Annotated in this window: 14 protein-coding genes; all 14 read left to right on the forward strand. The window is 50.8% G+C overall.

The window, feature by feature from the left end:
• Window positions 1-204: 204 nt before the first annotated feature.
• The 14 genes from DOM57_RS14405 (at window position 205) to DOM57_RS14470 (ending at window position 18,317) form a co-directional block, all read left to right on the forward strand.
• Window positions 205-1,923, forward strand: coding sequence for a glycosyl transferase family 90 (locus tag DOM57_RS14405; RefSeq protein WP_162619550.1), 1,719 nt, complete (start codon window positions 205-207; stop codon window positions 1,921-1,923).
• A gap of 140 nt (window positions 1,924-2,063) precedes the next feature.
• Window positions 2,064-3,230, forward strand: a complete 1,167-nt coding sequence (locus DOM57_RS14410; protein WP_110649897.1) for a nucleotide sugar dehydrogenase — start codon at window positions 2,064-2,066, stop codon at window positions 3,228-3,230.
• A gap of 56 nt (window positions 3,231-3,286) precedes the next feature.
• Window positions 3,287-4,693, forward strand: a complete 1,407-nt coding sequence (locus DOM57_RS14415) for a phosphomannomutase (protein WP_239496242.1) — start codon at window positions 3,287-3,289, stop codon at window positions 4,691-4,693.
• A gap of 125 nt (window positions 4,694-4,818) precedes the next feature.
• Window positions 4,819-6,060, forward strand: coding sequence for a hypothetical protein (locus tag DOM57_RS14420; RefSeq protein WP_110649899.1), 1,242 nt, complete (start codon window positions 4,819-4,821; stop codon window positions 6,058-6,060).
• Window positions 6,061-6,133: 73 nt separating this feature from the next.
• Window positions 6,134-7,096, forward strand: coding sequence for a sulfotransferase family 2 domain-containing protein (locus DOM57_RS14425; RefSeq protein WP_162619551.1), 963 nt, complete (start codon window positions 6,134-6,136; stop codon window positions 7,094-7,096).
• A 305-nt stretch (window positions 7,097-7,401) separates the two neighbouring features.
• Window positions 7,402-9,468 (forward strand): glycosyltransferase family 2 protein, encoded by a 2,067-nt coding sequence (locus DOM57_RS14430; protein WP_162619552.1) that lies wholly within the window; start codon window positions 7,402-7,404, stop codon window positions 9,466-9,468.
• Between the two features lie 132 nt (window positions 9,469-9,600).
• Window positions 9,601-10,677 carry a glycosyltransferase family protein gene (locus DOM57_RS14435; protein ID WP_239496243.1) on the forward strand — a complete coding sequence of 359 codons (1,077 nt, stop codon included), beginning with the start codon at window positions 9,601-9,603 and terminating at the stop codon, window positions 10,675-10,677.
• 574 nt (window positions 10,678-11,251) lie between these two features.
• Window positions 11,252-11,536, forward strand: coding sequence for a DVU3141 family protein (locus tag DOM57_RS14440; RefSeq protein ID WP_239496244.1), 285 nt, complete (start codon window positions 11,252-11,254; stop codon window positions 11,534-11,536).
• Window positions 11,537-11,630: 94 nt separating this feature from the next.
• Window positions 11,631-13,373 (forward strand): polysaccharide biosynthesis/export family protein, encoded by a 1,743-nt coding sequence (locus tag DOM57_RS14445; RefSeq protein ID WP_110649903.1) that lies wholly within the window; start codon window positions 11,631-11,633, stop codon window positions 13,371-13,373.
• 87 nt (window positions 13,374-13,460) lie between these two features.
• Window positions 13,461-14,270 (forward strand): ABC transporter permease, encoded by an 810-nt coding sequence (locus DOM57_RS14450; RefSeq protein WP_204352980.1) that lies wholly within the window; start codon window positions 13,461-13,463, stop codon window positions 14,268-14,270.
• A 34-nt stretch (window positions 14,271-14,304) separates the two neighbouring features.
• Window positions 14,305-15,246 carry an ABC transporter ATP-binding protein gene (locus DOM57_RS14455; protein WP_110649905.1) on the forward strand — a complete coding sequence of 314 codons (942 nt, stop codon included), beginning with the start codon at window positions 14,305-14,307 and terminating at the stop codon, window positions 15,244-15,246.
• A 38-nt stretch (window positions 15,247-15,284) separates the two neighbouring features.
• Window positions 15,285-16,373 carry a KpsE/RkpR family capsule polysaccharide export protein gene (locus DOM57_RS14460; protein WP_110649906.1) on the forward strand — a complete coding sequence of 363 codons (1,089 nt, stop codon included), beginning with the start codon at window positions 15,285-15,287 and terminating at the stop codon, window positions 16,371-16,373.
• Window positions 16,366-17,295, forward strand: a complete 930-nt coding sequence (locus DOM57_RS14465) for a glycosyltransferase (protein ID WP_162619554.1) — start codon at window positions 16,366-16,368, stop codon at window positions 17,293-17,295. Before DOM57_RS14460 ends, DOM57_RS14465 begins: the two co-directional genes overlap by 8 nt.
• 173 nt (window positions 17,296-17,468) lie before the next feature.
• Window positions 17,469-18,317 carry a glycosyltransferase gene (locus tag DOM57_RS14470; protein ID WP_110649908.1) on the forward strand — a complete coding sequence of 283 codons (849 nt, stop codon included), beginning with the start codon at window positions 17,469-17,471 and terminating at the stop codon, window positions 18,315-18,317.
• Window positions 18,318-18,419 lie beyond the last annotated feature (102 nt).

Here is an 18,419-nt window from a genome sequence, read left to right on the forward strand (position 1 = left end):
ACCTGAATAGTTACAAAAAAATTAGAGATAGATGTTGAAAGAGAGATTAGGGCGCTGCCTAGTAATGTACACACTATAATATTTTCTAGTGAACATTTTCACTCTAGAGTAAGGAATGAACAGCAAAGAGATAAGCTAAAAAACTTTCTCTTTCGTCACTTTGACGACGTTGGGCTGCTAAGTTATGTTCGCCCGCAGATAGACGTGGCGATTTCTCATTACTCAACTTATCTTAAGACCCAAGGTTATGGCTCACTCACTGAATACTTGGTGCAGTGTAAGCCTGATAACTATTACTATGACTACTGGAACTATTTATCTGGATGGGAGGAAAGCTTTCCATCAAGCAACTTTAGTGTACGTGTTTTCGATAAGAAAGAATTAGTCGATGGAGACGTGGTTGCAGATTTTTGCCAAGCCGTTGGCCTTGATGGTTTCTCACTAGAGGATATTGAGTCAGCCAATGAGTCTGTCACCCCGACAGGGCAAGAATTACTAAAGGTGATTAATAAAAATTTTGATATTTTCATTAATGGAGTGGGTTTGAATTCGGCCCGGATTGCGTTGGTTCAGATTATTAGTCGTTTATTTTCTGGCTCAGGTCAAAAGCCAATGGCTGTGCAGGCATATCCTATTCAGGCGCAGTTCGACGAGATAAATGAGAAGGTCCGCCAACGTTGGTTCCCTGAGCGCGAGAAACTTTTCGAAATCAGCTATGAAAAGTTCGATCAACAAGAGACTGTCAATTGGGATGTTGTTAATTTTTTTGAGTCATACGTTGATGAGTATGTAAAGCTCGATAGAGCCAAGTTGGCTGGTATTCCTCCAGTTTTTATAGATTCTATTAGAGATCATGCATTGCATTTTGAGGCCAGCGGAGATGTTGGTAAGGCCTTGCGTTTGATGCGGGTCGCAAATTTTTTAAGGCCCAATGGGAGCCTAATAAGAAGTAAGGTTAAGAAATATGAGAGAGATCTTTTAAAACCTTCATATAAGGCAGATAGGCCATACTACCTGTCAAATGAAAAAAGGGTTTCTCTTTATTTTGATTTTGGCGTAAACCTTTCTGAAAGGGATCCTGAGGTTGGTTTGGGTTTTGTAGCTGATAGGCCTTTTGTGTTCGATGGTGGGAATTCCCTTCTTGGTATAGATGAAGAAAGGCAGCTGGCTGTCAATTATTCGGAAGACTTATGTGATTTTTTAGAGTCAGTTGGTTGTAATGATTTTCTCCCTGTGCAGTTTGGCGATAAAGAGCTGCCCGAAAAGTTCAGGAGAGGATTGGTTTTCAAGAAGGCTAGGCGCATCAATGGAAAAGGTGTGCTGTTGAATATGAATAAGAAAAGGCACTGGGGGTTTAGTTTTGGTTTTGATCGGATGTCATGGAAAGAAAAAAATAATGAAGTTGTTTGGCGAGGGGTGCCAACGGGAATTAAGAGCGAGTTTTCTTGCAATTGGGGAAATAACTTGCGTTTTCGTTTTGTGAAGGCGTATTTTGACCGATATGATGTTGGCTTTTCTAAGCTGGGGGCTCAAGGTGATAGTATACTTGAACCTTATGTTAAAGGGTTTCTTGACAGGAACGGACAGCTAAAAAGCAAGTTCATTGTTAGTTTAGAGGGTAATGACGTAGCCACAAATTTAAAATGGATACTTGCATCTAGCTCTGTCCCTGTAATGCCAATTCCAACAAAAGAAAGTTGGTTGCTGGAGTCTCAGCTGATCCCATACGTCCATTATGTGCCGCTCAATGATTCCTTGGATAACTTGGATGAGGTTTATGAGTGGTGCCTGAACAATGACAGTCACTGCAGGCAGATTGCTGAAAATGGTAAGCGGTACATGGAAATGTTCTTTGACGAAGAGAATGAGAGAGAAATATATCGAATGATTTTCCAAAGATATAAAAAAACTGTTAGTGGTTGATTTTTTTCGTTTCTCGTCAACTTGCGTGAATAGTTACGTGAATTTTGTCCCATGATGACTTTTTATGTTATAGAAAACCCTTTTTTCTAGTGATGGCGAGAGATTGATGCGAGATTCTGGTTGTATTAAATGAGTTGCCTATGAAAGTTGCTATTGCAGGGATGGGCTATGTCGGCCTTTCCAATGCCGTGCTGCTGGCTCAGCATAATGAAGTTGTTGCACTGGATATCGTTCCTGAAAAGGTCGAAGCCATTAACCGACGTGAATCGCCCATAGCGGATTTGGAACTGGAGGACTTTCTTCAGCACAGGCCGCTGAATCTGCGCGCCACGCTGGACAAGGAAGAGGCGTACCGTGGCGCGGAGTTCGTCATCATCGCCACGCCCACGGATTACGATCCGGTCACCAACTTCTTCAATACGCGTTCGGTCGAGTCGGTGATTCAGGACGTGTTGGCCAACAACCCAGAGGCGGTCATGGTCATCAAATCGACCGTGCCGGTCGGTTATACCGCGGAGGCTCGCCAACGCTTCGAGACCGAGAATCTATTGTTCTCGCCGGAGTTTCTGCGTGAAGGCAAGGCTCTGTATGACAATCTCCACCCATCACGCATCATTGTCGGCGAGCGCTCCGAGCGGGCAGAAGCCTTCGCCCAATTGCTGAAAGAGGGCGCCGTCAAGGAGGACGTTCCGGTCCTATTTACCGAGAGTACCGAAGCGGAAGCCATCAAGCTGTTTGCCAACACTTATCTGGCGATGCGTGTCGCCTACTTCAACGAGCTGGATACCTACGCTGAAACCCATGGGCTGAATACGCAGCAGATCATCGAAGGGGTGGGGCTCGACCCACGCATTGGCGACCACTACAGCAATCCGTCATTCGGTTATGGCGGCTACTGCCTGCCCAAGGATACCAAGCAGCTGCTGGCCAATTATCATGAAGTTCCCAACAACATGATCCAAGCCATCGTGGATGCCAACCGCACCCGCAAGGATTTCATTGCGGAATCGGTGCTCAAGCGCAATCCCGAGGTGGTCGGCGTGTATCGTCTGATCATGAAGAGTGGCTCGGACAATTTCCGCGCCAGCGCCATGCAGGGTGTGATGAAACGCATCAAGGCCAAGGGCGTGGAAGTTATTGTTTATGAGCCGGTTCTGGAGGCTGATGAATTTTTCAATTCTTCCGTTCTGCGTGATCTGGAAGAATTCAAAGCTAGAAGTGATATCGTCATTGCCAATCGATTGACAGAAGAAATTTTAGATATCAAGGGCAAGGTTTATACACGAGATCTGTTTGGTAAAAATTGATTTCATATCATTTTTGATAGGTGTCTTTAATGGCTATTGGGAAGCCAGTTTTTCAAGTGCTAAGAGAGTCTGGGGTTGCCTTCGGCACCAGTGGCGCCCGTGGTCTAGTGGAGCAATTCACCGATGAAGTCTGCGCGGCCTTCACCATGGCGTTTCTGACGGTGATGCGCGAGCAGGGGGAAGTGACCCAGGTGGTACTCGGCATGGATCGCCGCCCTAGCAGCCCCGGTATGGCGTCGGCATGTACTACGGCAGCCAAGGCAATGGGTATCGAGCTCGTGGATTACGGCGTTTTGCCCACGCCGGCGCTGGCGCTGCAGGCCATGGCCGGTGGCGTGCCGGCGATCATGATCACCGGCAGCCATATTCCGTTCGACCGTAACGGCATCAAGTTCTACCGGCCGGAAGGCGAGATAACCAAGGCCGATGAGCAGGCCATTCTCAGCGTCACGGTCGAGTTGCCATTGCTTGGTGCCATCGCCCGCGAACCGGAAAGCGATGCCGCCCGTCGGCGCTATATTGCCCGCTATACTGAATGGTTCTCGGGCCGGCCATTGGTCGGCAAGCGTGTGGGGCTGTATCAGCACTCGGCGGCGGGGCGTGACCTTAACGTACAGGTGCTGGAGGCGCTGGGGGCCGAAGTCGTCATTCTAGGCCGCAGCGAACGGTTCGTGCCGGTGGATACCGAAGCCGTCAGCGAGGCAGACCGGGGTCAGGCCCGCCACTGGGCGGCGGAATACCGCCTGGACGCACTGCTGACCACCGATGGTGACGGCGACCGCCCGTTGCTGGCTGATGAACGCGGTGAGTGGTTGCGCGGCGATATCGTCGGGTTACTTTGCGCCCGCGAACTGGGTATTCAGGCCTTGGCCGTACCGGTGAGCTGCAACAGCGGCATTGAGGATTGCGGTGCCTTCCAGATGGTGCAGCGTACCCGTATCGGCTCGCCCTATGTATTGGCGGGTATGGAGGAGTTGACCGAGAAATATGCTCGAGTGGCCGGTTTCGAGGCCAATGGAGGCTTCCTGTTGGGCTGTGCCATCGAGGAAGGCGATCGGCGCCTCGAGGCGCTGCCGACCCGCGATGCTTTGCTGCCGGCACTGACCCTGATGGTGGCGGCTGCGTGTCGTCAGGCGCCATTATCTGCGCTGGCTGAAGCATTGCCGGCACGTTATACCGCCAGCGACCGTCTCAAGGAATTTCCCACTGAGCGGAGCCTCGCGCTACTGGCTAACTGGCGCAACGACCTGCCGGCGATGCGCCAGGCTTTGGGTTTGGAATTCCCTGTCATTGACGCGAATAGCATCGATGGGTTGCGCGTCACCCTGGAAAACCGTGAAATCGTCCACTTGCGCCCCTCCGGCAATGCCCCGGAATTGCGTTGTTATGTAGAGTCTCAGAGCGAAGAGCGAGCAAGCGCGCTGGTGGAGAGAGTCTTGGCAAGGCTGGACGCTCAGGTTTGACGCGCTCCCAACAGTGCGGAGATGATGCGTTGCGGGAACAATTGATTCAACGCTAGTTTTGGATTGTCGGAACCCCCGGCTGTGAGTCAGGAAGGGACACCCACTTTTAAGACATTGTGAGATTTATGGCCGGACGACTTCGAATTATTCTTCACATCGGCACGGAAAAAACCGGGACCACGACGCTGCAGCATGCGTTGCAGGTCAATCGTGATCTGCTCTCGGCGCAAGGTGTTCATTACCTGACCACACCGGGGCGTACGGAAAGCCGTGCCTTTCCCTCAGCCTGCTTGAATGACACGGCCAATGACGATTACCTGCGAAGCGAAGGTATCGATACGCCTGAGCAGCGTCAGGCTTTTCGGCAGCAATTTGGGGAAGTGTTGTCACAGGCAATAGCTGCGCTGCCCGACCCTATACATACCGTTGTGATCTCTAGCGAACACTTTCATTCCCGGCTGCGCGATGCTGAAGCCGTAGCCCGCGTGCGGGAGTGGCTGGCACCCTATACCGATGAGTTCCGAGTGGTGTGCTATTTACGACGCCAGGTGGATGTGGCCACGTCATTTTACTCCACCGAATTGAAAAGTGGCGGCACGCATGCCCTTGGGGATACCGTGCGGCGTGTCTGCCGTCCGGATAACCACTATTACAACTACGAAAAACTGCTGAGTCTTTGGGGGGAAGTTTTCTCGCCGGAAGCATTGATCGTCCGCCAGGCCGACCGTAAAAGCCTTCGAGGTGGCAGCGTCGTCGACGACTTCCTGGCATTGCTGGGGATCGATGTCGGCTCGCTGGAGAATTATCGACCGGTCAGGACATGTAACGAATCCCTGAATCACCTGGGCCAGATGCTGTTGCGCCAATTGAACCGGCAGATCAAGGCGGCGAGCGATGATCCTAATGATCAGAGCCGACTGCGTTTGGTGAATATGCGTCTGCAGTTGGCGCATGCTTTTGCCGGCAAGGGCGAGCAGTTGCCACCGGCGCAGGCCGCAGACATTCAGCATCAGTTCGATGCCAGCAACGAGGCTGTGCGCAAGACGTGGTTTCCCGAGCAGGAGGCTCTGTTCTCGACCGAGTTCGAGGACAACGATCACCGCCTGTTGAACCCGACGCAGGAAACACTGCTGGAAAGCCTGCTGATGCTGATCGCATCGGACGGGCAGGCCGCTCTCGACATGCGCCAGTACGATTGTTACGCCAATACCCTGCGCGATTCTGCGCGCCTGTTGGAAGAAGCGGAGTTACCCAAGGCGTATGAGCTGATGACGTTGGCCAGCATCATCCGGCCCAACGGCCCGTTTATCAGAAAAAAGGCGAACGAATATAAATGTCGGCTGGAAAGCCATTCGGACGCATCCTGAATGGCGTACGCTATGCCATGTGCCTTTAGCGTATTGCCTGATGCCGACTCAGCCCCGCAGGATGTGTATCAATATGCAGGATGGTTCCCCACTTTTTTTTATTCATATCCCCAAGACCGCTGGCACCAGTTTTCGCAAGGGCGCGGAAAGCCATTTCGGAGAATCGAGGATTTGTTACGACTACGGTATCCAAGTTCCCGAGACATCGCCTGCTGTCCATCGTCATATCTATAAAACGCCTGATAGTTGGGCTTTTTTCCAAGCTTTAAAAGAAAATGACCATGCCATGCTGAGTGGGCATGTTCCTTTGGGAAAGTATGTTGCTGGGCTGGGTTTACGCCAAAGCATGACCTTCGTTCGCGAGCCGCTACAGCGCATCGCTTCCGAGTATAAGCACTTCGTGAGGCACTACGGCTTCACCGGCAGTTTCGAAGCATTTTATCGCATGCCGCGATTTGTCAATCGTCAAAGCAAGATGCTGGCCAATAATCCGCCCGAAGCCCTTGGTTTCATTGGTATCACTGAGCACTATGCAGAAAGTCTGTCTTTGCTGAACTGGCGTTACGGAACAGAGATTCCTCTTCTGAGCCAAAATTTGGGCCGACGACAGCTCGAAGAACACCACGAGATGACCGAGGCTCAAGCGACAGAATTGAGCCAGCTCAATCGACGCGACCTGGAAATGTATCGGCATTGCCTAGAGCTATTCGCGAAACGTCAGGAAGTGCGCGGTCAGGGCCTGCCTTATGTTCATGGCGTGATACAGCAGTGCCGGCCCGGGCAGGTGGCCGGCTTCGCCTGGTGGGAGACGACGGACGAGCCGGTGGAAATCACGGTCAGTCTCAATGGCAAGGACATTGGTAATACTCGCGCCGTGAATTTGCGCCATGGTCTATTGCGCCTGAATCCTCCCCGTGGTGGTCATGTCGGCTTCCACTTGGGGCTGAAGGCTCGTGAAGGTGATTGGGTGGCGTGTCGCGTATCCGCTACGGGCCAATTGCTTGGCAGCGTCCGGGTGGTCAAACCCACTGAATGAAACGCGAGATCGTTTTATTCGAGAAGTGCTTTCCCAATCAGACCTGCTGCCATACGAATTGATCAAGTAAAAGTTTAATGAATAAACGACTGTCAGCACGGCGGCTTGCTCGACGCCGTTTGCGTTACCCGAGTTTGTTATGTACCCCCAAGCTGATGCCATGGAATGACATTGAATGTCTGGCCACAGCGGATCCAGCTGCGACGAGTGAAGTCGATAAGAGCAGCACAAACTTCCAATGGCGCTCGACTAGTGACGATCCTCAGTTTTTACTGTTAGGGCCAAGGCCACTGACTGGTTGGAACATGTTCGAATTCATTATGGAGCACGACCAGCCACGTGCCGCGGTGCGGGTCTATTTCGATACGGGCAAGGGATTTCATGACGAGCAGAGCGTTTTCATGCCGCTGCGCCGGGGAAAAATGACTAAGCGCATCTGCTTTATACCTTACGGTACCAGGGCAATTCGCCTGGATCCATTGGAGTCCGAAGGTTGCTTTGCCATTACTCATCTGCGCCTGGTGTGGTTGAGGCCGCGCTTCGCCTATGATCGCATGTCGCGAAGATTATGCAGTGCTCATCCACAATATCGCGATCTTTCTTCGCGCGTAATCATCCAGTCGCTCAAGCGTGAGGCATGTGAGAATGGCTTGAGCTGGAAGAAGCTGGCCATCGCGCACTATGAAGAAACCTTCATGCACTGTGCGCCGGAGAGCAACTACCATTATTGGCTGGAACATGTGGAGCCACTGCGCGAGCCTAGTGCCCGACAAGTGGTGGCACACCTGGCACAACTAAGCCAGCAACCGCTGATTTCCGTTCTGTTGCCTATACATGTCGCGTCTTCTGAGTGGCTGACAGCTTGTGTCGAGTCGGTAAGAGAGCAACGCTACCAAAACTGGCAGCTATGCATTGCAGATGCCTCTGGCAGCCGGGAAATCCATGCTGTCGTTGAGCGCTTGGCTACAAGGGACGAGCGCATACAGATCGCTAGTTGCGAGCCGCAAGGGCGGGCTATGGCCGGCAACACTGCGTTGGCAATGGCGAATGGCGATTATATAGCGCTGTTGAGCCCTGGCGATCAGTTGGCCCCTAATGCACTCTACCATGTCGTCGAAACCTTGGGCCGTCACCCGGAAGCCGAGATGCTCTACAGTGATGAAGATCGGCTCAACAGCGAGAATCGGCGCTATGATCCGCATTTCAAGCCGCAATGGAACCCGGATTTGCTGCTGACCCAGAATTACATCTCACATTTGACGGTCTATCGCGTGTCGCGTCTGCGCCGTATCGGCGGTTTCCGTAAGGGCTTCGAGGGTAGTCAGGATTACGATCTGCTGTTGCGTTTCACACAAGGTTTGACTGCTAGGCAAATTCGGCATATCCCGTTTGTGCTCTATCACTGGCGCGAGGGAGAGCAGGATTGTTCGCTCGAGGTGGGGCAGCACGCTTTGCGTGAACATTTAGCTGTCTTTGCTCCTGGGGCTGAGGTCATACCTGAGAGAGTGAGCAATAGCTATCGGGTGCAGTGGCCGCTGCCGGAACCGACTCCGCTGGTGAGCCTGCTGATACCCACCCGAGATCGAGTCGAGATCCTGCGCCCATGTGTTGATGCGATATTGGCGCGTACGGATTACCCCAACTTTGAGCTGCTGATCCTCGATAATCAGTCGAGCTGTCCTGAGACATTGACCTATATGGCTCAGGTGGCGGATGACCCGCGGGTAAGTGTGCTGCGCTGGGACCAGCCATTCAACTACTCGGCGATTAACAACTTCGGTGCCCGACAGGCTCGGGGAAGCATTCTCGGGCTGGTCAACAATGATATTGAACCGATTAACGACGACTGGTTAAGCGAGATGGTACGTCAGGTCTGTCGTCCGGAAATCGGTTGCGTCGGTGCCAAGCTGTATTATCCGAATGGCACCGTTCAGCACGGTGGCGTCATCCTGGGGGTGGGCGGTATCGCTGGCCATGCACACCGCTTCTTCCCTCGGAATCATTCCGGGTATCGCCACCGTTTGAACTTGGTGCAGAACCTATCTGCTGTTACGGCCGCATGCTTACTGGTGCGGAAGTCAGTATTTAAAGAAGTGAACGGGCTCAATGAAGAACATCTTAGCGTTGCTTATAACGATGTAGACCTATGTCTCAAAGTGCGTGAGGCCGGTTATCGTAATCTTTGGACTCCCTACGCCGAGCTTTATCATCATGAATCAGTTTCGCGAGGCGCGGATGATAATCCTCAGAAAAGAGCACGCGCCGAGCGCGAAGTTACTTATATGAGAACAACTTGGGGAAGCAAGTTGGATTCCGACCCCGCCTATAATCCTAACTTAACTCTTGTCTACGAAGACTTCTCGTTACGCTAGGCATGCATTATTGCTTGGTTGATACGAATTATTGAAGTAAATCGATGGTTGATGATAGGCCGCTTTTAATAAAGTGGTGGCGCGTCTTCGCGCGAAAAATATAAATTCTAAATAAATTGCAGGGAATGAGTTGTGGGACAGCAATGGGTATTGCTGAGCGATAATGCTCAGCCAACAGAAGACATTTACTTTATGTCTAGCGTTGCTCCGTGGTTACGTGCTCAGGGGCATAGTGTCAGACACATCAATGCGAGTCGTTGGTCACCTCGAATGCTTTGGCCCTATCTGGATAAATGGTTGGTCGGCGCTAATATACTGATCTGTCGATCTCTTTCCATTCGCTGGATCGATTACCTAGAAGCGCATGGTCGATGGGGCGCTTTATATTATTTAATCGATGATGATATTGCAGCCGCCAGCGAAGAAAGGGATTTGCCTGAGCCCTACCGGCAACGAATGGCAAGGATCGCAACGATCAATCAGCCAAGGATCCTGGCGCTTGCCGACGAGGTCGTAGTATCCAGTGAATCACTATGGAAGCTGTTTGCGAAGCAGCACGCTCATGTATCACTGCTTACACCACCTTATTCGTTTATTTGCCCAGACCAAAGGCACTTCTCGAATGAGCGCTGGACCATGGGTTTCCACGGAACTCGAGCCCATCTCGAGGATTTGAACAAGATAGCGCCCGCTATCGTGGCAGCGCATGACAAATATCCATCGTTAGATGTTGAAATCATGCTGGGTCGATACACGCCAAAGTTGCTGAAAGGCCTCGAGCGGTTGTCCACTCCCAAACCTATGGATTGGCTCGTCTTCTCTAATTATCAACGCATGAGACGTATCCAAATAGGATTGGTCCCTCTTTGGGAGACACCTTTCAATCGAGGAAAGTCCTTCATAAAATTTTTTGATATCGCGGCAATGGGAGGTGTGGGTATATACAGCAATCGAGAACCTTACAGGAGTCTCGTTTCTCATGGTCATGATGGTTTATTAGCTGATGATGATCCTCAATCGTGGCTGTGTTGTTTACAGTTGCTGATGGAGAATCCTGAGGACGCCAAAGCGATGGCTAAGAAGGCGGCAGAAAAAGCCAGAGTCATTGGCAATCCTGTGGGGGCCCAGCATTTTTGGCGTGATAGAATTTCTAATGAAAGGCTTCGTAATATCGAGGCGGCACCGAAATACCACCTTGAATTGAAGTGAGCCTCGGCATGCCGACCCTAGTTGCCAGACAGTGTGCTTATTGGCAATCAAAGTCTTACGATATTCCCTCCTTGAAATCTCCTCATACCGCTCCTCCCGGTTTATTCCATCTCGTCTTCCGACCTTGAGGACAACGCCTGGGAACTGAGCGCTTTCACTCAGGGGTGGCCTGGCGGAGACCGGTTAAGCAAGCCGGCAAGTCATGACTGCTCCTGAAACCCGCAGTAATTGCTGCGATCACGTCAATCCTGCCTTCATGGCGTCCGGCTGATCCGTGAGCCCGCTACCTGTCGAAATTTGTGGTTAGCTTCGCAGGACGGGTTTGGTACCTTATCCTCCTTACGTATCATTTCGTGGTGGTAGCACCCAGTTGGCCGTCTACATGAGTTTATCAAACGGCCGGTTCAGTAAGAATGACTTAACAGGTTGAGCGCAAGACATGCCAATTTTTTATGAAAGGGGGGTCAATGGAATTGGCCTTTCGAAGGGGCTTGCAAGTCTAGGCTTATGTATGGCCCTGATGACGGGATGTGCTTCCAATGGAGGACAGTCTTCCGGCACTGATGTATCTGCGATGTATGGCGCCACCCCCACTGGCGAGCAGGTTTCCGCTTTTCTCGATAACGCCACGCCTGGCAGCATTGCCACCTTTCCTAAGAGCCCATGGGGCTCCAATGTTTCTGTGATCGTACAGGATCGCTACTTCGCCGCGAGTGGCCGGCTATGTACGCACTTGGACGTGGCCCGCGAGGGAGCGCCTCCCAGCGCTCAACAAGCACAGTTGGCATGCCTGGTGGGAGATGCCTGGTACACCCAGCGCCTGGTGACCCAGGCGTTAGCCGCTCCCAGCAATCGGTAACAAAAATCCTATGCTTTCGGCCTGCCTTCACATGTATCTTCGATCATCGTTGGGGCAGGCATTGAAGCCGCGTGAACACAACAGGAAGTTTTGCATGAAACATGCAGCATCGTTTTTCCGGGCCGGGTGTCTGGTGGCGGTAGCGTGCCTGAATGCCGGTATGGCCAGCGCGCAATCCTTCGATTCGGGGAGCAATATCCTTCCCCAGGACCAGCAGGCCCAGTCCATGACCTCGCAGGCGCAGGGCGCCAACGGCCAGCAACAGCAGGCCGTCGACGACGCCCCCCGCGCCGACTGGAACAGTTCCAACTACGGCCCCGTCGATCCCGACCAGCCGCCCGTCGACCCGAACACGCTGCCGCCGTTCGGCGCCAATCTCTTCTCCGGCGGCTTCCGTGGCGTGATGGCGGATGGCCTCAACCCCGCCTACACCATCAAGCCCGGCGATCAGGTCAACCTGCGGGTGTGGGGCGGGGTCGAACTGGAACGCGTGCTGACCGTCGACTCCCAGGGCAACATCTTCCTGCCCGGCATCGGGCCGCTGAACGTGCAGGGCACCTCCAACAGCGAGTTGAACTCACGAGTGACGACCGCCATCAAATCGGTCTACCCGGAAAACGTACAGGTCTACACCAACCTGCAGGGCGTGCAGCCCGTCGGTGTTTTCGTCACCGGCTACGTCAAGAATCCGGGGCGCTATTCCGGTACCCCCAGCGACTCCCTTCTTTACTTCCTCGACCAGGCCGGTGGCATCGACCAGACCCTGGGCAGCTATCGCCAGATCGTGATCAAGCGCAATGGCAGCACCGTCGATACGGTCGATCTCTATGACTTCCTGATCGACGGCAACATGCCCCATCCGCAGTTCCGCGATGGCGATACCATCGTGGTCGAGGAACGCGGCCCCGCCGTGGCCGTGGTTGGCGATGTCGAGCGCCCGTTCCGCTACGAACTGGCGGGCGAAACCCTGACCGGCGGCGACGTGACCAATCTGGCGCGCCTGCGCTCGGGGGTTTCCCACGTCTTGCTGCGTGGTGACCGGCCGGACGGCCCCATCGCGCGTTACCTGACGCTGAATGAATTCCGCACCGCCAATATCGAACGCGGCGACGAAGTGCTGTTCAGCGCCGATCAGCGTGCCGAAAGCATCGTCGTGCAGATCGAAGGCAGCTACTACGGGCCTTCGCGTTACGTGCTGCCCCGCGATGCGCACCTGGGCGAGTTCTTGAACGCGATAAGCGTGCCCAAGAGCATGACCAGCTACCAGGATGTTTCCATTCGCCGCGAAAGCGTCAAGGAGCAGCAGCAGGAATCGCTCAACGAAAGCCTGGATCGCCTGGAGCAGACCTATCTCGGCTACCCGGCCCGTACCACGGGCGAGGGCGAGATTCAGGTACGCCAGGCGGAGTTGATCGAACGCTTCGTGCAGAAGGCGCGCCAGGTCGAGCCCAGCGGCCGGCTGGTCGTTGCGCGGGGCGGCGATATCGCCGATATCCGCCTGCAGGATGGCGACGTGATCAGCATTCCCGAAAGCACGGATTCCGTATTGCTGAGCGGGGAAATCACCATCCCGCAGGCCATGGTTTTCACGCCGGGCATGAGTGCGGAAGACTACATCCAGCAGGCTGGCGGTTATACGCCGCGCGCGGATGAAGACCAGGTACTCGTGGTGCACCGCAACGGTGCCGTGGTCCGTGCCGGGGATACCGACATTCGCGCCGGCGACGAAATCATGGTGCTGCCGGCCGCGCCGACCAGCAACATCGAACTGGCGACCAGCATCACGCAGATTCTTTACCAGGTGGCCGTGGCGACCAAGGTCGCGCTGGATCTTTAACTAATCGATACTATCCGCACAGTCTGACAGACTGTGCGGATCAGTTCTTTTTACTGAGCGCTATGCGTTCTTGATAGCGATAATGCTATGTCTCAACCGAATTCTTTACTTTCCGAACTTCGCCAAACTTGGCCTGTGACCTGGAACGTTTGGCATGCCATGTTCATGCGCGAGATGACGGCCCGGACCATGGCCGATCGCATGTCCTGGTTCTGGATGATCTTCGAGCCTATGGCTGTTGTGGGCATCATGGTTGGAATCCGAGGGCTTATATCGAGTGGCCGTCATGTGGCTGGGGCGGATTTTATTCCTTGGATTCTTGTCGGAATGATGGGGTTTACGCTGTTCCGAGAGAATATGATGCGCCTACTAGGTGCGGTGGATGCCAATTCTGGGCTATTCACCTACCGTCAAGTCAAGCCCGTTGACACCGTTTTAGTGCGTGGCTTTCTTGAGTTCATGCTTAAATCTTTCGTCTTTCTGCTTTTTATTGCGATAGGCAATTTAATGAAATTTGATCTTTTACCTCATCGCCCGATAGAAGCCCTCTTTGACTGGCTTTCACTTTGGATGTTGGGGTTAGGAGCGGGCATACTAGTTTCGGCTGCTGCATCCTTGGTTACTGAGATTGGGAATGTTGTCAAACTATTGAGTATGCCTCTATTGATTGTATCAGGCGTAATTTTCCCACTGAATTATATTCCTCATCAATATCAGCAATACGTCCTTTTAAATCCTATTGTACACGGTTTGGAAAGTTTGCGTCTCAATTTCTTCGAAGGCTATCACTCGCTGGATGGTATCGATTTGACATACTTGTGGTTCTGGGCTTTAACCATGATGGTCTTGGGGTTAATGCTGCATCTTCGCTTCCAAGATCGTCTTAAAGCTCGTTGAGCCATTAATTAATTCAGTGGCAGCTATTTGAGTTATGATCAAGATCAGTAATCTATATAAGCGCTATCATAATCATCATGGTAGCGACTGGGTGCTTAAAGATATTAACCTAACGATTCCAACCAATGTCAGCGTTGGCTTGATCGGTCGTAATGGTGCCGGTAAATCGACATTGCTGCGGTTGATAGGTGGAATGGATACTCCAGATAAAGGGGAGATTCGTCGTCAATGTAAAGTTTCCTGGCCGATCGGACTTGGCGGAGGTTTTCAGGGTTCCATGACCGGGCGACAAAACGTCAAGTTTGTTGCCCGTGTTCATAATCACGCAAAGGACACCAGCGAAATTATTCGAAAAGTCGAGGAATTTGCCGAAATTGGCGAAGCGTTCGATGAACCGGTCAAAACCTATTCATCGGGTATGCGTGCCCGGCTACAATTTGGACTTTCTCTTGCCTTTGACTTCGATGTTTACCTTTCTGATGAAGCTACGGCCGTAGGGGACCGTGCTTTCAAGGCCAAGGCCAAGAAGGCATTTGCTGATCGAGTCTCCCAAGCTAGCCTAATTATGGTTTCCCACGGGGAAGGTATACTGAAGGATATGTGTCAGGCCGGTATCTTTCTGGATAGGGGTGAAGCCGTTTGGTACGATGACATAAATGATGCGATCAAGGCTTATCATGATGCATACAACCTCAGTCAGGGAAAACCCAAGGCTGCGAAGAAGGCGTCCCCAAACCCAAAAAAGACTTCGCAGTCACCATTAGACCTCAGTAAGCAGGAAGCTAAGGACCTCGCAGAGAAAATAGCCGAACTAAAGAAGTCAGAGCTTGAGCCAGGTAAGAGCCATGAAGTAAGTCAGGAGGTAAAGGTTCTTACAGAAAAATTGGCCGTTCACCAAAATGTCATTGAACAACTCGAAAAGCTGGAAGGCAAAGACGGTGATCCGAAGCACAAGGCTTCAACTCAGTTGTCATAATCTCCGCTTCGAACATACCCATTTGTCTGGATATTTGAATGAAAGCTTTTATTAAAAAATACCCTCATTGGGCGATCTGCTTTGTCTTGATTGTTGTAGTATCCTTTTACTTATCCATGTGGGCTAGTGACCGTTATGTTTCCCATGCCAACGTTGTACTAGAAAGCCCTCAAATCTCTGCGCCGGAAATAAATTTTAGTTCTCTCCTATCAGGGAGTGGCTCCGCTAACACAGCAGACATGTTGCTTCTTCGCGATTATCTGCTTTCGATGGATATGCTTCAGCTTCTCGTCAAAGAGGCCGACTTCCGACAGCACTATTCGCAAAATGGAGATATTTTTAGTCGCCTGAGCGATCCGGATGTGCCGCTGGAGGAGCTACATGATTATTACCTGAAGCGCGTTTCTGTGGAGCTTGATGACTACGCTGGTGTACTCCGTATTGATGTCGAGGCGTATACGCCCAAAGAAGCGCACAAGATTGCCCAGCTGCTTTTGACAGAAGGCGAGCGTCATATGAATGAGATGGGGCGTCGGCTGGCGGAAGAGCAGGTGCGGTTTTTGGAAACGCAGGTCAATGATCTCAAGAAAGACTTCAACCAGACTCGACAAGCGCTGCTCGACTACCAGAACGAAAACGGTTTGGTATCCCCGACCGGAACGGTGGAAAGCATCAGCTCGGTAGTGTCGACCCTGGAAGGCCAGTTGGCCATCTTGAAGGCGCGCAAGACGGCGCTTTCGAGCTACCAGAGTTCTCGCTCCGCAGAGATGATGCGAGTCAATAGTGAAATCGATGCGCTGAATCAGCAGATCGCCCATGAGAGAGACCGAGTGGCAAGACAAACAGGCAACGCCCTGAATGCTGTCTCATCCGAATACCAGACGCTGCAGCTTCAAGCTCAGTTCGCTCAGGAAAGTTATTCCGGGGCATTGTCAGCGCTGCAAAGCACACGTATTGAAGCGGCTAGGAAGCTCAAGCAGGTTTCAATTCTGCAATCACCGACTATACCCCAATATCCGGAAAAACCGGAACGTCTGTACGACATTACTGTGTTTGCAGTTATCGCACTTTTTATTACCCTCATCATTAATATGTTGATCTTGATCATCAAGGATCATCGTGATTGAGCAGCCTCTTGCGTCTATCATTCTTCCTATACGAGCAGTCGAACCTGAGCAGCGTGAGATCGAGCGCCTTGAACGCTTGATGACGACGATACCCGCAGCGTATGAGGTCGTCATCGTAGATGACGGCAGTTCACGCTTGGTCTATCGTCATCTATGCTCACGATATTCGGAGTGGAAAAAGTACCGGCCGGTGTTGCAGCTGCGCCGTTTAAGGACATCACGCCGCCGTTTTTCATTGGCTCGTGCTCGTAATCACGGAGCCAAGCATGCATGTACACCGGTCGTAATTTTTCATGACGTCGATTTCATCGGGGTAGCGACTACATACGAACGTATTCTAAAGCACATTCAAAAAATTGATTTAGTGAACCATCCAGAAAACTTCTTTTGTATTCCCGTTACTTTCCTTAATGAGCCAGGAACAGAATACTTTCTTAATGCTTTTGAACGTAATGAAGAAGCATGGTGCTTTCGTAATTACGACAATTGGCCTCATGAGCAGATGAACTTTTTGGTGCAGGGTAGCTCCTGCATGGTTCTAAATAGAAAAGACTTGATGCGAATGGGGGGGCACGATCAGGGCTTTCGTGGGCACGGCGCCGAGGATTTCGAACTATTGCATCGTTTAAGTACGCGTTTTCCGATAGCGCCACGCCCACCTGAGTATACCCGAAATATGGGAAGCGGGAATATAAAAGAGTATCGAGGATTCCGAGCTTACTTTGCTTTGTATGGAGAACAAGCCCGGAAAGCAGGATGTACTTTGGTTCATCTTTGGCATCCTAAACGTCAAGGGAATGGTTACTATCGGCATAAGCAAAACTTTAAGCGTTTACAAAAAGTGCTGGAATCCGACCAATGCATTAGAGGGTGGCGTAGATGGATTTCTGGATTTGGAGTGCTCAAAGCAGGACGTCGATAACCAGATAACTAATAGTGGAAATAAAGCTGGAGAAACATCTGAAAAGCTGATGTAAAGAGATAAGGCTTTATTTTACAGCTTGTTTCTGAATAGTTTTATATAGGTTTGGCAGATGATTATTGGCATTTATTCTATTGATCTAAGTTTTAATCTAAGTGGATGAGAGCAGGAATATGCAAGCAAAAGGAATTGTTGGGATTTGTAGATTTTCTTTTCTTGGCGTTAGTGACTGGTCAATTTATAGAGAAGCACGACAAGAGAAACATTTTCCAGAGGAATTGTTTGAAGAGGTGAGTAAGAATCTCTATAGAGAGGATAGGCTTGACCTTCGGTTTAGACTATTTGAGAATCTATTATTACCATCGATTTTGTCGCAGACAAATAAAAATTTCTTTTTTATACTTGTGACGTCACCAGAAATGCCAAAGAAGTATATAGATAGGCTATCAAGGATAGCAGGGTCTTCTTTCAATATTTCTCTTGTTGTATCAAAGGAAAGAAGTTTACGTAAAGTTGTTAATTATGAGCTTGAGAAAATTAGAGATTTTATTGGTGGACACCCTATACAGTTTAGAATAGATGATGATGATTGCATTTATTCAGGCTATATAAATGAACTATGGAAAGTCGCACATAGAATGGAAGGGATTAAGTCATTCAGCGTCACAATGCCGAAAACGATAGTAATGTCTGCTTATTCAGATGACAGCATTAAATATTATAATTGGTTTTATCCTTTCCATAGTGCAGGTTGTGCATATTATTCGCATGATGAAAATAAGAATATTTATATGTTTCCTCACCAAAAGCTAAATAGAATTAATACGTCTATATCTTTGCCAAATGTCACAAGTGCCTTCATTACTAAATTCGATGGGCACGATGCTGAAGATAGGTTTTTAGCTAACAATAAAAATGTTTTAAAGGAGATGGATGTTAACAGAGTTCAAGGAGTATCAGATAAAAGATTTCCATTTTTAGGGAAGGTGGGGAACCTTTGCGAAAAGTGCATGATATTTTAAGAGATTCTTTTATACCTGTTAATATAAAGCCAAAAAATTTATGGGTATATGAAGTCGAAATACTTACGCAGGCAATATTCCGTTGCAGAGCTCCCGACTTCG

The sequence above is a fragment of the Salinicola peritrichatus genome (genome assembly GCF_003206715.1).
Lineage (GTDB): Bacteria > Pseudomonadota > Gammaproteobacteria > Pseudomonadales > Halomonadaceae > Salinicola > Salinicola peritrichatus.

What these genes read in the sequence shown, in the direction of transcription:
- DOM57_RS14425 (WP_162619551.1), top strand. Translation starts at nt 6,134, where the DNA reads ATGCAGGATGGTTCCCCACTTTTTTTTATTCATATCCCCAAGACCGCT.
- DOM57_RS14460 (WP_110649906.1), top strand. Translation starts at nt 15,285, where the DNA reads ATGAAAGCTTTTATTAAAAAATACCCTCATTGGGCGATCTGCTTTGTC.
- DOM57_RS14455 (WP_110649905.1), top strand. Translation starts at nt 14,305, where the DNA reads ATGATCAAGATCAGTAATCTATATAAGCGCTATCATAATCATCATGGT.
- DOM57_RS14420 (WP_110649899.1), top strand. Translation starts at nt 4,819, where the DNA reads ATGGCCGGACGACTTCGAATTATTCTTCACATCGGCACGGAAAAAACC.
- DOM57_RS14430 (WP_162619552.1), top strand. Translation starts at nt 7,402, where the DNA reads ATGTTCGAATTCATTATGGAGCACGACCAGCCACGTGCCGCGGTGCGG.
- DOM57_RS14440 (WP_239496244.1), top strand. Translation starts at nt 11,252, where the DNA reads ATGTATGGCGCCACCCCCACTGGCGAGCAGGTTTCCGCTTTTCTCGAT.
- DOM57_RS14450 (WP_204352980.1), top strand. Translation starts at nt 13,461, where the DNA reads ATGTCTCAACCGAATTCTTTACTTTCCGAACTTCGCCAAACTTGGCCT.
- DOM57_RS14410 (WP_110649897.1), top strand. Translation starts at nt 2,064, where the DNA reads ATGAAAGTTGCTATTGCAGGGATGGGCTATGTCGGCCTTTCCAATGCC.
- DOM57_RS14445 (WP_110649903.1), top strand. Translation starts at nt 11,631, where the DNA reads ATGAAACATGCAGCATCGTTTTTCCGGGCCGGGTGTCTGGTGGCGGTA.
- DOM57_RS14470 (WP_110649908.1), top strand. Translation starts at nt 17,469, where the DNA reads ATGCAAGCAAAAGGAATTGTTGGGATTTGTAGATTTTCTTTTCTTGGC.